General features: G+C 52.9%; 13 protein-coding genes. All 13 read left to right on the plus strand.

Translation table 11 applies throughout. From position 1 onward, the window contains the following. Positions 1-284 precede the first annotated feature (284 nt). The 13 genes from lrhA (at position 285) to nuoM (ending at position 15477) form a co-directional block, all read left to right on the plus strand. Positions 285-1235 (plus strand): transcriptional regulator LrhA, encoded by a 951-nt coding sequence (gene lrhA, locus DAQ1742_RS06180; RefSeq protein ID WP_035343148.1) that lies wholly within the window; start codon positions 285-287, stop codon positions 1233-1235. 608 nt (positions 1236-1843) lie between these two features. Then, complete coding sequence (locus tag DAQ1742_RS06185) at positions 1844-2284, plus strand: NADH-quinone oxidoreductase subunit A (RefSeq protein WP_035343145.1); 441 nt, start codon at positions 1844-1846, stop codon at positions 2282-2284. 18 nt (positions 2285-2302) lie between these two features. Continuing rightward, positions 2303-2977 (plus strand): NuoB/complex I 20 kDa subunit family protein, encoded by a 675-nt coding sequence (locus tag DAQ1742_RS06190; RefSeq protein WP_035343143.1) that lies wholly within the window; start codon positions 2303-2305, stop codon positions 2975-2977. 114 nt (positions 2978-3091) lie between these two features. After that, the gene (nuoC, locus tag DAQ1742_RS06195) at positions 3092-4891 is read left to right on the plus strand and encodes an NADH-quinone oxidoreductase subunit C/D (RefSeq protein WP_035343140.1); all 1800 of its coding nucleotides are present in this window, start codon (positions 3092-3094) and stop codon (positions 4889-4891) included. Positions 4892-4893: 2 nt separating this feature from the next. Further along, positions 4894-5424 (plus strand): NADH-quinone oxidoreductase subunit NuoE, encoded by a 531-nt coding sequence (gene nuoE / locus DAQ1742_RS06200; RefSeq protein WP_035343137.1) that lies wholly within the window; start codon positions 4894-4896, stop codon positions 5422-5424. After that, on the plus strand, positions 5421-6770 hold the full coding sequence (nuoF, locus tag DAQ1742_RS06205) for an NADH-quinone oxidoreductase subunit NuoF (protein WP_035343135.1): 1350 nt from the start codon (positions 5421-5423) through the stop codon (positions 6768-6770). The genes nuoE and nuoF overlap by 4 nt, the downstream gene beginning before the upstream one ends. 113 nt (positions 6771-6883) lie before the next feature. Further along, positions 6884-9610, plus strand: a complete 2727-nt coding sequence (nuoG, locus tag DAQ1742_RS06210; RefSeq protein ID WP_035343132.1) for an NADH-quinone oxidoreductase subunit NuoG — start codon at positions 6884-6886, stop codon at positions 9608-9610. Further along, the gene (nuoH, locus tag DAQ1742_RS06215; RefSeq protein ID WP_035343129.1) at positions 9607-10581 is read left to right on the plus strand and encodes an NADH-quinone oxidoreductase subunit NuoH; all 975 of its coding nucleotides are present in this window, start codon (positions 9607-9609) and stop codon (positions 10579-10581) included. The genes nuoG and nuoH overlap by 4 nt, the downstream gene beginning before the upstream one ends. Before the next feature lie 16 nt (positions 10582-10597). Next, positions 10598-11140 (plus strand): NADH-quinone oxidoreductase subunit NuoI, encoded by a 543-nt coding sequence (gene nuoI, locus DAQ1742_RS06220; protein WP_012769140.1) that lies wholly within the window; start codon positions 10598-10600, stop codon positions 11138-11140. Positions 11141-11150: 10 nt separating this feature from the next. Continuing rightward, positions 11151-11702, plus strand: coding sequence for an NADH-quinone oxidoreductase subunit J (gene nuoJ / locus DAQ1742_RS06225; protein ID WP_035343127.1), 552 nt, complete (start codon positions 11151-11153; stop codon positions 11700-11702). Further along, entirely contained in the window at positions 11699-12001 is a 303-nt protein-coding gene (gene nuoK / locus DAQ1742_RS06230; RefSeq protein WP_035343125.1) for an NADH-quinone oxidoreductase subunit NuoK, read from the plus strand. The genes nuoJ and nuoK overlap by 4 nt, the downstream gene beginning before the upstream one ends. Continuing rightward, positions 11998-13848, plus strand: a complete 1851-nt coding sequence (gene nuoL / locus DAQ1742_RS06235) for an NADH-quinone oxidoreductase subunit L (RefSeq protein ID WP_035343123.1) — start codon at positions 11998-12000, stop codon at positions 13846-13848. Before nuoK ends, nuoL begins: the two co-directional genes overlap by 4 nt. Positions 13849-13941: 93 nt before the next feature. Next, complete coding sequence (gene nuoM, locus DAQ1742_RS06240; RefSeq protein ID WP_035343121.1) at positions 13942-15477, plus strand: NADH-quinone oxidoreductase subunit M; 1536 nt, start codon at positions 13942-13944, stop codon at positions 15475-15477. Positions 15478-15481 lie beyond the last annotated feature (4 nt).

Raw genomic sequence — 15481 nt, forward strand, 5'->3', positions numbered from 1 at the left:
GATTACGAATTGAGGAGCGGATGGGATGGCTAGTTTTTTTTGGAATTTTATTTTATCATCTAAAATAAATAAAGGGTTCTTTTTGCAAATTTGATTACGTAATAAGATGCTTAAAATAAGGAGGCTGAGGGAGAGAAACGATTAGGGCGAGGGAATATAGCAGGTCTTTTGCCGTAGCCGTCCGTCTGCGATACTGTCTTTTATTGTGTGTCGGCCTTGTCGGCGCATCTACATCAACACCAGGTATGTTTGTTAAAAATTAAAATAGATAAGTGAAGAACCGTATGACAAATACAAGTCGCCCAGTCCTCAACCTGGATCTCGATCTGTTGAGAACGTTCGTCGCCGTTGCGGATTTGAACACCTTTGCCGCAGCGGCGGTGGCGGTGTGCAGAACCCAGTCGGCTGTCAGCCAGCAGATGCAGCGTCTGGAGCAATTGATTGGTAAGGAGTTATTTGCCCGTCATGGGCGGAATAAACTGCTGACTGAGCATGGCATCCAGTTTCTTGGGTATGCCAGAAAAATCCTGCAATTTAATGATGAAGCGTGTGCATCACTGATGTACAGCGATATTCAGGGAACCCTGACCATCGGTGCGTCGGATGATACGGCTGACACCATTCTGCCATTCATCTTACAGCGTGTGACGACGGTGTTTCCCAAACTGTCGATTGCCGTCAGTATCAAACGCAGCGCAGAAATGGCGGAGATGTTGCAACAGGGGAAAATTGATCTGGTCATTACTACTGCCAATAGTGGCGATCTTCCTCATGTCTTACTGCGTACATCGCCAACCTTATGGTATTGCGCAGCGGATTATCAGTATCAATCCGGGGAAACGGTTTCTCTGGTCGTACTGGATGAGCCAAGCCCATTTCGGACGCTTGCGCTCGAACAACTCACAGCCGCTGGCATTGCGTGGAAAATTTCCTACGTTGCTTCAACGCTATCAGCTGTGCGTGCCGCGGTGAAAGCTGGGTTAGGCGTTACCGTACGCTCCGTGGAGATGATGAGCCCGGAACTTCGCGTGCTGGGAGAGGAAGAAGGCTTACCGAGACTCCCCGATACCCGTTATTACCTGTGCCGTAATCCAGAGCAGGATAATGAGCTGACGAACGCGATTTTCAGCGCCATTGAATCGGGTACTCGTTCAAGCTTGATGCCTGTTGGTGTCAGTGCAGAAAATGATTTGCGAGATCCCCCTACAGACGAATCATTAAAAGACGTTATCTGATGCCCAGGGTAGCGGGGGCTTCCCCGCTACCTGAATGACCAGCCTTCTCCCTCTCATTCAGTCCAACCTTGAACTACCGGGTATTTCATGATGCCAACGCCTGGCAACATTCGGGTTTCTTTTTTATTAAAACCGGTTTTCTTTTTTTTTAAATGCATGTTGCATTGATGGTTCGGTTAACAGATGAACAACGCGAGCGGTTTTTTTAATAACATAAATGAAAAAAGTGTGTTCTGGATCAAAAAATACCCCTATTAACCCTATGGGAGAACGGGAATTCTTGCCGAAAATGATATAGTCAATGTGCCAATAAAGGCTTTACACCACCGAAATCGTTAACATCAAACTGCTGACTGACTCGATTTAGTCACCATGTGTTGCACACAAAATGTTAACGAAACTACGTGCATGTAAAGTAATGTGCTGTTATTTTTAGTGGCGTTGAAAATAAGGTTACATAACAGGGAATCAGACCGCATTAAACAGCCGCTTAACCTTATAAGTTGTGGTGTTTTTGTGGCGAAAAATCCTTCCTTTTAATCGATGTGGCGACAAACTGCCGACAAAAAGAGCAGGTGTCTGGTCACTTTTGATGAGTAAGCAAGAGTATGTCAACAACTACTGAAGTCCTCGCCCATCACTGGGCTTTTGCGCTATTCGTTATCGTTGCTGTTGGTCTGTGTGGCTTCATGCTGCTCGGAGGCTTTCTGCTCGGAGGCCGTGCCCGGGCTCGACACAAAAATATTCCTTATGAATCCGGTATCGCATCGGTTGGCTCTGCGCGGTTGCGCCTCTCCGCCAAATTTTATCTGGTTGCCATGTTTTTCGTTATTTTCGACGTTGAAGCCCTCTATCTCTATGCCTGGTCTGTTTCTATCAGGGAAAGTGGGTGGGTCGGCTTCGTCGAGGCCACAATTTTCATTTTGGTGCTGTTGGCTGGGCTGGTTTATCTGGTTCGTATCGGCGCGTTGGACTGGACGCCTGCGCGTTCCAAACGACAAGTCGTGAAATCCAGTGTCGTGAATCCCACTAACATTCATCAGCAGTAATAGCGAGGCATTAAGAAGATGGATTATACGCTCACCCGCATTGATCCGGACGGTGAGAACGACCGTTACCCCCTCCAGAAGCAAGAGATCGTCACCGATCCGCTTGAGCAGCATGTTAACCGCAGTGTCTTTATGGGCAACCTTGAACAGTCGTTGCACAGCATGGTCAACTGGGGCCGCAGTAATTCACTGTGGCCGTATAACTTTGGTCTTTCCTGCTGTTACGTCGAAATGGCAACGTCATTCACCTCTGTGCATGACGTTGCGCGTTTTGGCTCCGAAGTTATTCGCGCCTCACCACGTCAGGCTGACTTTATGGTGGTGGCGGGAACGCCATTTTTGAAAATGGCACCCGTTATTCAACGTCTGTATGACCAAATGCTGGCACCAAAGTGGGTGATTTCCATGGGGGCCTGTGCGAACTCCGGTGGTATGTACGATATTTATTCTGTCGTACAAGGCGTTGATAAATTTCTGCCGGTAGATGTTTACATCCCAGGATGTCCGCCACGGCCAGAAGCGTATATGCAGGCTCTGCTGCTGCTAAAAGAATCTATCGGTAAAGAACGTCGCCCTCTGTCATGGGTGGTAGGCGATCAGGGTGTTTACCGCGCGAATATGCAGTCTGAGCGCGAGCGTAAACGGGGTGAGCGGATAGCCGTAACTAACCTGCGTTCTCCAGACGAGATTTGACCTGTGAGTGAAGGGCTGTAATGGCTGGATAACACGATAAATTCATATCACGATAAATCGTGTGCAGCCATTATCCGTCACAGAAATAGCACATTCACTGTGGTGACATAATTTATGACAGATTTAACGACGCACGATGTCGCTCTGCCTGTGTGGCAAACCCGGGATCATCTTGATGATCCTGTCGTTGGCGAGCTGTGTAACCGTTTTGGGCCGCAAGCCTTCACCGTTCAGGCAACCCGCACGGGCTTGCCGGTTGTTTGGGTGAAACGTGAGCAGTTACTGGATGTAGTGGCTTTCCTGAAAAAGTTGCCTAAACCTTATGTGATGCTGTTTGACTTGCATGGCGTTGATGAACGCCTGCGCACACATCGCCAGGGGCTGCCTGACGCTGACTTTACCGTTTTCTACCACCTGATTTCGATTGAGCGCAATCGTGACATCATGCTGAAGGTGGCGTTATCGGAAAACGATCTCAACCTGCCGACGCTGATTAAACTGTTCCCGAACGCGAATTGGTATGAGCGTGAAGTCTGGGATATGTTTGGCATCACCTTCAAAGGGCACCCTCATCTGACGCGCATCATGATGCCGCAGACCTGGGAAGGCCATCCGCTGCGTAAAGATTTTCCGGCGCGAGCCACGGAATTTGATCCTTTTGTGCTGACGAAACAGCGCGAAGATATGGAAATGGAGTCCCTGACCTTCAAACCGGAAGAGTGGGGCATGCAGCGTGGCACCAGCAACGAGGACTTCATGTTCCTCAACCTGGGGCCAAACCACCCCTCTGCGCACGGTGCTTTCCGTATTATTCTTCAGCTTAATGGTGAAGAGATAGTCGATTGTATTCCTGATATCGGTTATCACCACCGCGGCGCTGAAAAAATGGGTGAGCGCCAGTCCTGGCACAGCTATATCCCTTACACCGACCGTATCGAATACCTTGGCGGTTGTGTGAATGAAATGCCCTACGTGCTGGCGGTGGAAAAGCTGGCGGAAATTGAGGTGCCTGAGCGCGTCAAAGTCATCCGCGTGATGTTATCGGAGCTGTTCCGTATTAACAGCCACCTGCTGTATATCAGCACCTTTATTCAGGACGTCGGTGCCATGACACCGGTGTTCTTTGCCTTCACCGATCGCCAGAAAATTTATGATCTGGTGGAAGCAATTACCGGTTATCGCATGCATCCGGCATGGTTCCGTATTGGCGGTGTTGCCCATGACCTGCCGCGTGGCTGGGAACGCCTGCTGAGAGAGTTCCTCGACTGGATGCCCGCTCGTCTTGATACGTACATCAAAGCGGCGCTACAAAACAGTATCCTTAAAGGTCGTTCACAGGGTGTCGCTGCCTATAACGCCAAAGAGGCACTGGAGTGGGGCGTGACCGGTGCAGGCCTGCGTGCTACCGGTGTGGCCTTCGACGTGCGTAAATGGCGGCCTTACTCAGGGTATGAAAACTTTGATTTTGAAGTACCGGTGGGGGATGGCATCAGCGATTGCTACAGCCGTGTCATGTTGAAAGTCGAAGAGCTGCGTCAGAGTATGCGGATTCTTGAGCAATGCCTGAAGAATATGCCAGCCGGGCCGTTTAAAGCCGATCATCCGTTAACGACGCCACCGCCGAAAGAGCGCACATTGCAGCATATCGAAACCCTCATCAACCACTTCTTGCAGGTGTCCTGGGGGCCAGTAATGCCTGCTAACGAGTCATTCCAGATGATTGAGGCCACCAAAGGGATTAACAGTTACTACCTGACCAGTGATGGCAGCACCATGAGCTATCGAACCCGTATCCGCACACCGAGTTTCCCGCATCTGCAACAGATTCCTTCGGTGATACGTGGCTGCCTGGTGTCGGATCTTATCGTGTACCTCGGTAGTATTGATTTTGTCATGTCAGATGTGGACCGCTAATTATGCACGAACATAACAACACTCAAGAGTCAATCGATGCTCCGGCACAGGCCGCCAGCGATGTCTTTGTGTTAAGTGACACAGAGCGTGATGCCATCGAGCATGAAAAACACCATTACGAAGACGCACGCGCAGCTTCCATTGAAGCGCTGAAAATTGTGCAAAAACATCGTGGCTGGGTGCCTGATGGCGCGATTGAGGCGATTTCACAGATCCTTGGCATTCCTGCCAGTGATGTGGAAGGTGTCGCAACATTTTACAGCCAGATTTTCCGCCAGCCGGTAGGGCGTCATGTTATTCGTTACTGCGACAGCGTGGTGTGCCATATCACGGGTTATCAGGGAATTCAGTCGGCGCTTGAGCGAAAACTCAATATCAAGCCGGGGCAGACCACGTTTGATGGCCGCTTTACGCTGCTGCCAACCTGTTGTCTGGGGAACTGTGACAAAGGGCCGACGATGATGATTGATGAAGATACCCACAGTCATCTGAAGCCTGATGATCTCGATTCGCTACTGGAGCAATATCAATGAGTAAAAACATTGTTCTGACGGCTGAACAGCATCCCTTAACCTGGCGTTTGCGTGCGGATAAACAACCGGTCTGGCTGGATGAGTATCGCAGCAAGAACGGTTATGCCGGTGCGAAAAAAGCGCTAACTGGCATGGCTCAGGATGACGTCGTCACGCTGGTGAAAGACGCAGGCCTGCGTGGTCGTGGCGGTGCCGGTTTCTCCACCGGATTAAAGTGGAGCCTGATGCCGAAAGACGAAAGCATGAACATCCGTTACCTGCTGTGTAACGCCGATGAAATGGAACCCGGCACCTATAAAGACCGCCTGCTCATGGAGCAGTTGCCGCATCTGCTGGTAGAAGGCATGTTGATCGGTGCCTATGCGCTCAAAGCGTATCGCGGTTATATCTTCCTGCGTGGTGAATATATTGAAGCGGCGGCCAATTTGCGCCGTGCGATTGCCGAAGCAACCGAAGCCGGGCTGCTGGGCAAAAATATCATGGGAACCGGTTTTGATTTCGAGCTGTTCGTGCACACCGGTGCGGGCCGTTATATCTGTGGTGAAGAAACCGCATTGATTAACTCGCTGGAAGGCCGTCGTGCGAATCCTCGTTCCAAACCGCCTTTCCCTGCCTCTGCCGGTGTCTGGGGTAAACCCACCTGCGTCAACAACGTAGAAACACTGTGTAACGTGCCTGCGATTATTGAGCATGGTGTGGAGTGGTATCAGGGGCTGTCGGCGGGTAAGAGCAAAGATGCCGGTACCAAACTGATGGGCTTCTCTGGTCGCGTCAACAATCCTGGTCTGTGGGAACTGCCCTTTGGTACGACCGCCCGTGAAATTCTGGAAGATTATGCTGGTGGTATGCGCGATGGGCTGACACTCAAAGCCTGGCAGCCAGGCGGGGCCGGTACGGATTTTCTGACCGACGCGCATCTGGATTTGCCAATGGATTTCGAGAACATCGGTAAAGCGGGCAGCCGTCTGGGTACGGCACTGGCGATGGCGGTCGATAACGAAATTAACATGGTATCGCTGACGCGCAATCTGGAAGAGTTTTTCGCGCGTGAATCCTGCGGCTGGTGTACGCCGTGCCGTGACGGATTGCCCTGGAGCGTGAAAATTCTGCGGGCGCTGGAGCGTGGCGAAGGGCAGCCTGGCGATATTGAAACGCTGGAACAGCTGTGCCGTTTCCTGGGGCCTGGTAATACCTTCTGTGCGCACGCACCGGGTGCTGTCGAGCCGCTGCAAAGTGCCATTAAATATTTTCGGGACGAGTTCGAAGCCGGTATCGCCAGACAGGTAGTGAGTAACGCTAAACCGATAGCGGGTATTCAGCCTAACCTGCTCAAAGAGCGCTGGTAATGATGCCACACCGGTACGTTGAGCATCGTGCCGGAGGTGAGCCGATTTATCCCGCAGACAGAATTTTTGATTAGTGCCCGCCTGAGGTGGGCTGTTATGGAAGCATGCTGACTATGGCAACGATTCATGTAGACGGCAAAGAATATGAAGTAGACGGAGCAGACAACCTGCTACAGGCGTGTCTGTCTTTGGGACTTGATATTCCCTACTTTTGCTGGCATCCGGCGCTGGGAAGCGTCGGCGCTTGTCGCTTATGTGCGGTCAAGCAGTACCAGAACGCGGAAGATACCCGTGGTCGTCTGGTCATGTCCTGTATGACACCGGCATCAAATGGCACGTTTATCGCCATTGATGACGACGAAGCAAAGCAATTCCGCAAAACCATTGTGGAGTTCCTGATGACCAACCACCCGCATGACTGCCCGGTCTGCGAAGAGGGGGGAAACTGTCATCTCCAGGATATGACGGTAATGACGGGACACAATTTCCGTCGCTATCGCTTTACCAAACGTACCCATCACAACCAGGATCTTGGGCCGTTTATCTCCCATGAGATGAACCGTTGTATCGCCTGTTATCGCTGTGTGCGCTATTACAAAGATTACGCTGATGGCAAAGACCTGGGCGTATATGGCGCGCACGATAACGTCTATTTTGGCCGCCCGGAAGATGGCGTGCTGGAAAGTGAATTTTCCGGCAACCTGGTTGAGGTGTGTCCGACTGGCGTCTTTACCGATAAAACCCACTCTGAGCGCTATAACCGTAAATGGGATATGCAATTTGCGCCTAGCGTTTGCCAGCAGTGCAGCGTGGGTTGTAACACCAGCCCAGGCGAGCGTTATGGCGAACTGCGTCGGGTGGAAAACCGCTATAACGGCAGCGTAAACCACTATTTCCTGTGCGACCGTGGTCGTTTCGGTTACGGCTATGTCAATTTGAAAGACCGCCCTCGTCAGCCGTTGCAGCGCCGCGGTGCTGACTGGATTGCGCTCAACGCTGAACAGGCGTTGCAAGGGGCGGCAGATGTGCTGCGTCAGGCGAAGAAAGTGATCGGTATCGGCTCGCCGCGCGCCAGTGTGGAAAGTAACTTTGCTCTGCGTGAGTTGGTCGGTGCAGACAACTTTTACACCGGTATTGCTCAGACTGAACAACATCGCCTGCAACTGATGTTGAAAGTGCTGAAAGAGAGCGGGGTGCATACGCCATCGCTGCGCGAAATCGAAGGCTATGATGCCGTGCTGGTACTGGGTGAAGATTTAACCCAGACAGGTGCACGTATCGCTCTGGCGGTTCGTCAGGCCGTTAAAGGTAAAGCGCGTGAAATGGCGGCGGCCCAGAAAGTGGCGGACTGGCAGATAGCGGCGATCCTGAATATCGGCCAGCATGCCAAACATCCGCTGTTTGTCACCAATGTTGACAGCACGCGTCTGGATGACATTGCCGCGTGGAGCTATCGCGCGCCGGTGGCCGATCAGGCACGGCTGGGGTTTGCCATTGCGCATGCGCTGGATAACACTGCCCCTGCGGTCAGCGATTTACCGGCGGATCTGGGCCAGAAAGTCGATATTATCGTTCAGGCGCTGGCTGGTGCGCGTAAGCCACTGATTATCTCCGGCTCTCAGGCGGGCAGTGACGATGTGATTGCCGCTGCCGCCAACGTTGCCAAAGCGTTGAAAGGGCGTGGCGCGGATGTCGGCATTACGTTTGTTGCCGCATCTGCCAACAGCATGGGCATTGCCATGATAGGTGGCGGTTCTCTTGATGATGCCTTGTCGCAACTGGAAACGGGCGAAGCTGACAGCGTTGTGGTACTGGAAAATGATCTGTATCGCCATGCGCCAGCCGCCCGAGTCGATGCCGCGCTGGCTAAAGCCACCAATCTGGTGGTGCTTGATCATCAGCGTACAGCCATCATGGAGAAAGCCAGTCTGGTTCTCTCCGCAGCCAGTTTCGCTGAAAGCGATGGTACGCTTATCAACCAGGAAGGCCGCGCACAGCGTTTCTTCCAGGTGTACGACCCCACCTACTATGACAGCAGCGTGGTGATGCTGGAGAGCTGGCGTTGGTTGCACTCGCTGTTCATTACCTATCACAGCCGTCAGGTGGACTGGACGCAGCTTGATAATGTGATTGATGCCTGTGTGAAAGCCTTGCCGCATCTGGCGGCTATCAAACAGGCGGCACCGGAAGCCTCGTTTCGCATCAAGGGTCAGAAACTGGCGCGCGAGCCGCATCGTTACAGCGGTCGCACCTCAATGCGTGCCAATATCAGTGTGCATGAACCTCGGCAGCCACAAGATAAAGACACCATGTTTGCCTTCTCGATGGAAGGTAACAACAGCCCGTTCGCCGATCGTCAACAGGTGCCGTTCGCCTGGGCTCCGGGTTGGAACTCGCCACAGGCCTGGAACAAGTTTCAGGATGAGGTTGGCGGGCACTTGCGTCACGGCGACCCCGGCGTGCGTCTTATTGAAGCGGCTGACAGCACGCTGGCGTACTTTAGCCAGATCCCGGCTCCGTTTGCACCGCAGCAGGGCCAATGGCAAGTGGCACCGTACTATAACCTGTTTGGCAGTGATGAGTTGTCACAGCGGTCAGCGGTGATTCAACAGCGTATGCCACAGGCATGTGCTGTTGTGAATCAGGCTGATGCCGAGTTACTGGGGATTCATGCTGGCACGTTGCTGGATATCACTTGCGGTGGGCAGATGTTGCGTTTGCCAGTACGCCTTAGTGATGCGCTGCGGCAGGGGCAGGTCGGTTTGCCGCTCGGTTTCCCGGGTGTGGCTCCGGTGTTGGCAGGCGTGACCGTTGAAATGCTGCGGGAGGCTGCACAATGAGTTGGTTGACTCCAGAGGTGTTGGATATTCTGGCCACGGTTGGCAAAGCCATCGTGATCTTACTGGTTGTGGTGAGCTGCGGCGCGCTGATGAGTATGGGAGAGCGCCGCTTGCTGGCGCTGTTCCAGGGGCGCTACGGGCCTAACCGCGTAGGCTGGGGTGGTTCGCTGCAACTGGTGGCGGACATGCTCAAAATGTTCTTTAAAGAGGACTGGACGCCGCCGTTTGTCGATAAAGTTATCTTTATTTTGGCTCCGGTTATTGCGTTTACCTCACTGTTGCTGTCGTTTGCGATTGTGCCGGTTAGCCCAACCTGGCAGGTGGTTAACCTGAATATCGGGGTGTTGTTCTTCCTGATGATGGCCGGTTTGGCTGTGTACGCTGTGCTGTTCGCTGGCTGGTCAAGTAACAATAAATACTCGTTGCTTGGTGCTGTGCGTGCCTCTGCCCAGACACTGAGTTATGAAGTGTTCCTCGGCTTGTCTTTGATGGGGGTGGTCGCGCAGGCCGGTTCATTCAATATGGCCGATATCGTTAATGCGCAGTCAACCGTGTGGAACGTGGTGCCGCAGTTCTTTGGTTTCATTACCTTTGCTATCGCGGGTGTGGCCGTTTGCCACCGTCATCCGTTTGACCAGCCGGAAGCCGAACAGGAACTGGCGGATGGTTATCACATCGAATATGCCGGGATGAAATTCGGCTTGTTCTTCGTCGGCGAATACATCGGGATTGTGACGGTATCGGCGTTGATAGTGACGCTGTTCTTCGGTGGCTGGCATGGGCCATTGTTGCCGCCGTTTATCTGGTTTGCCATCAAAACGGCATTCTTCATGATGATGTTCATTTTGATCCGTGCTTCGCTGCCTCGTCCGCGTTATGACCAGGTGATGTCGTTTGGCTGGCGTATTTGCCTGCCGCTGACGCTGCTGAACCTGCTGGCAACCGCCGCGGTCATTCTGTACAACGCTTAATGAGGGTGAATAAACCATGACACTGAAAGAGCTTTTGATTGGTTTCGGCACCCAGGTACGCAGTATCTGTATGGTGGGTTCCAATGCGTTTAAAAAGCGTGAAACCAAAATGTACCCGGAGGAGCCGGTCAATCCGCCGCCGCGTTTTCGTGGCCGTATTGTACTGACGCGTGACCCTGACGGGCAGGAGCGCTGTGTTGCCTGTAACCTGTGCGCGGTTGCCTGTCCGGTAGGGTGTATTTCCTTGCAGAAGGCGGAAATGAAGGATGGCCGCTGGTATCCTGAGTTTTTCCGCATCAACTTCTCGCGTTGTATTTTCTGTGGTATGTGCGAAGAAGCCTGCCCGACAACGGCCATTCAACTGACGCCTGATTTTGAAATGGGTGAGTTTAAACGTCAGGATTTGGTGTATGAGAAAGAAGATCTGCTGATCTCGGGGCCGGGTAAATATCCGGAATATAACTTCTACCGGATGGCCGGTATGGCTGTTGATGGGAAAGAGAAAGGCGAAGCTGAAAACGAAGCCAAACCCATTGACGTTAAAGGCCTGTTGCCCTAAGGAGCCAAGCATGGAATTCGCTTTTTACGCGACTGCGATTGTGGCGGTACTGGCGACACTACGTGTCATTACCCATACCAATCCAGTACATGCATTACTGTATCTGATCGTTTCGTTACTGGCGGTGGCTGGTGTGTTCTTTTCACTGGGTGCCTATTTCGCCGGTGCGCTGGAGATAATCGTCTACGCGGGTGCCATTATGGTGCTGTTTGTGTTCGTGGTGATGATGTTAAACCTTGGCACTTCGGTGGATGAGCAGGAAAAACTGTGGCTTAAACCCAGTGTCTGGCTGGGGCCAGGAGTGCTTTCTCTGGTTCTGCTGACGGTCATTGTTAAAGGTATTATCAGCCTGAGCGACCAGTCCATTGCGGGCAATATGATCGATGCCAAAGCGGTGGGTATCAGCCTGTTTGGCCCTTATGTGCTGGCTGTCGAACTCGCGTCGATGCTGCTGCTGGCCGGGCTGGTCGTTGCTTTCCACGTTGGCCGCGAAGATAAGCGTGGAGAACTGATTGCAAAAGATCAGGATGCCGAGAAGAAAACCACGGAGGAACGCGCATGATTCCGCTACAACATGGCCTGCTTTTAGCGGCCATCCTCTTTGTACTGGGGCTGACCGGGTTGATAATCCGCCGTAACTTATTGTTTATGCTGATCTGCCTGGAAATCATGATTAACGCGGCTGCGCTGGCTTTTGTCGTTGCCGGTAGTTACTGGGGGCAATCGGATGGTCAGGTAATGTACATTCTGGCCATTACGCTGGCCGCAGCGGAGGCCAGTATTGGTCTGGCGCTGTTGCTCCAGCTGTATCGTCGCCGTCAGACCCTGAATATTGATACTGTCAGTGAGATGCGCGGATGAACCTACTCTATTTAACTATTCTGTTTCCGCTAATCGGATTCCTGTTGCTGGCTTTCTCCCGTGGCCGCTGGTCGGAAAATGTGTCTGCGACTATTGGGGTTGGCTCAGTGGGATTAGCCGCGCTGGTAACAGGCGGTGTGGTGGTTGATTTTCTAAGCCACCACCAGTCGGGCGGCGTCACCTTCTTTACCCAGCACTTGTGGAGCTGGATGACGGTCGGCAAGTTTGACATCGGCGTGACGCTGGCGCTGGATGGCTTGTCGTTAACCATGCTGTCCGTTGTCACCGGTGTCGGCTTCTTCATTCACTTGTTTGCCTCATGGTACATGCGTGGTGAGGAGGGCTATTCCCGTTTCTTTGCTTATACCAACCTGTTTATCGCCAGCATGGTGGTGCTGGTGCTGGCTGATAACCTGCTGTTGATGTATCTCGGCTGGGAAGGGGTGGGGCTGTGCAGTTATCTGTTGATTGGGTTCTATTATACCAACCCGAACAACGGTGCGGCGGCGATGAAAGCGTTTATCGTTACTCGCGTGGGCGATGTGTTTTTGGCGTTTGCGCTGTTCATCCTTTATCGCGAGCTGGGTACGCTGAATTTCCGCGAATTGATGGTGTTGGCTCCACAGCATCTGGCTGAAGGGTCGCCTGCTATCACCTGGGCAACATTAATGTTGCTGGGTGGTGCGGTTGGTAAATCGGCCCAGTTGCCGTTGCAGACCTGGCTTGCCGATGCGATGGCTGGCCCAACGCCGGTTTCAGCGCTGATTCATGCCGCAACCATGGTGACGGCGGGTGTCTATTTGATAGCCCGTACTCACGGCTTGTTCCTGTTGGCCCCTGATGTACTGCATCTGGTGGCGAATGTTGGTGCGGTGACGCTGTTGTTGGCTGGTTTCGCGGCCTTGGTGCAAACCGACATCAAACGTGTGTTGGCTTACTCCACCATGAGCCAGATTGGCTACATGTTTCTGGCATTGGGCGTACAGGCGTGGGATGCAGCAATTTTCCACTTGATGACGCATGCTTTCTTCAAAGCGCTGCTGTTCCTGTCATCCGGTTCGGTGATTCTGGCCTGCCATCACGAGCAGAATATTTTCAAAATGGGTGGTTTGCGCAAAACCATTCCCTTGGTGTACGTCTGCTTCCTGGTTGGCGGTGCGGCCCTGGCGGCATTACCACTGGTGACGGCCGGTTTCTTCAGTAAAGACGAAATTCTGGCTGGTGCCTGGGCGAACGGTCATCTTAATTTGGTTATCGCGGGGTTAGTGGGGGCATTCATGACCTCTCTCTATACTTTCCGCATGATTTTCATTGTGTTCCATGGCGAAGAGAAAACCAAAGCTCACGCAGGGAAAGGTATTTCCCACCACCTGCCACTGCTGGTGTTGCTGGTGTTGTCCACCTTTATCGGGGCGATGATTGCACCACCGCTGCATGGTGTGCTGCCAGCGACCACTGAGCTTGAGCACAGTCAGGTGATGACACTGGAGATAGCCTCTGGCGTGGTCGCCATCGCGGGTATTCTGCTGGCGGCGGCACTGTGGCTGGGTAAACGCCAGTTGGTGACGGCTATTGCCAGCAGTGCTCCTGGCCGTTTCTTCTCCACTTGGTGGTTCCATGCCTGGGGATTTGACTGGCTGTATGACAAGGTGTTCGTCAAACCGTACCTGGCCGTTGCGACATTAATACAGCGTGACCCGCTCAATGCCATGATGAGTATTCCCGCGGTGTTGACCCGCTGGGGCAACCGTGCGCTGGTGGTCAGCGAAAACGGTCAGGTGCGCTGGTACGTTGCATCAATGGGTGTGGGTGCCGTTGTGGTGTTGACGCTGTTGTTGCTGGTCTAGTGATGCGGTAATGCACAGGCGCGGGGTGGCTGAATAGCCTGCCCCGCAGGCAGCAAGTTTTTCGTTTTCTTCAAATTAGGGACACAAAACGCCATGCTACTACCTTGGCTGATTCTTATCCCCTTTATCGGTGGCCTGCTGTGCTGGCAGCTTGAGCGCTTTGGCTCTCGTGTGCCGCGCTGGGTTGCACTGGTTTCCATGGGGTTGACTCTGGTGCTGTCATTGCAGCTGTGGCTGCAAGGCGGCTATTCGCTGGCGACGCCAACAGGCCTGCCGCAGTGGCAGTCGGAATTCATCCTCAACTGGATCCCGCGTTTTGGCATCTCCATTCATCTGGCACTGGATGGCTTGTCCTTGCTGATGGTGGTATTGACCAGTCTGCTGGGCGTGTTGGCTATCCTCTGCTCATGGCGTGAAATTCAGCGCTATCAAGGCTTCTTCCACCTCAACCTGCTGTGGATACTTGGCGGTGTTATCGGTGTGTTTCTGGCTATCGACATGTTCCTGTTCTTCTTCTTCTGGGAAATGATGTTGGTACCGATGTACTTCCTGATAGCACTGTGGGGGCACAAAGGCTCGGACGGGAAAACCCGTATTGCCGCAGCGACCAAGTTCTTTATCTATACGCAGTCCAGCGGCCTGGTCATGCTGATTGCGATTCTCGCCTTGGTATTTGTGCATCATGGCGCGACCGGTGAGTGGACGTTTGATTACGCCCGCTTACTGAAAACACCCATGTCTTTCGGCCTTGAATACGCGCTGATGTTGGGTTTCTTCATCGCGTTTGCGGTGAAAATGCCACTGGTGCCGTTGCACGGTTGGTTGCCAGATGCGCACAGTCAGGCACCGACGGCCGGTTCTGTTGACCTGGCGGGGATTTTGCTGAAAACCGCGGCTTACGGTTTACTGCGCTTTAGCCTGCCGCTGTTCCCGAATGCCTCGCACCATTTTGCGCCGGTTGCCATGTGGCTCGGTGTTATCGGTATCTTCTACGGTGCCTGGATGGCGTTTAAACAGACGGATATCAAACGCCTGATTGCCTACACCTCGGTGTCGCATATGGGCTTTGTGATGATTGCGATTTATTCTGGCAGTCAACTGGCCTACCAGGGTGCGGTCGTGCAGATGATTGCCCACGGTCTGTCAGCGGCGGGTCTGTTTATTATTTGCGGTCAGTTGTATGAGCGTCTGCATACCCGTGATTTGCGCCAGATGGGCGGGCTGTGGAGCCGAATTCGCTATCTGCCTGCGCTGTCACTGTTTTTTGCTGTGGCAACACTCGGTATGCCGGGTACGGGGAACTTTGTTGGCGAATTTATGATCCTGTTCGGCAGCTACCCGGTTGTCCCGGTTATCACGGTGATTTCCACCTTTGGTCTGGTATTTGCGTCGGTCTATTCGCTGGTAATGATGCAGCGTGCGTTCTACGGTACGCCAAAATCAGAGACACCATTGCAGAATATGACCGTCCGTGAACTGTTTCTGATTCTGTTGCTGGTGGTCTTGCTGGTCTTGCTGGGTGTCTATCCTCAGCCGATTCTGGATACCTCTGGTGCGGCGATGGCGAATATCCAGCATTGGTTTGCGTCATCGGTTCAGGGTTCAACAACTTCAACGACAGGGCTGTAATTCG

It is taken from the genome of Dickeya aquatica (genome assembly GCF_900095885.1).
Classification (GTDB): Bacteria; Pseudomonadota; Gammaproteobacteria; order Enterobacterales; family Enterobacteriaceae; genus Dickeya; species Dickeya aquatica.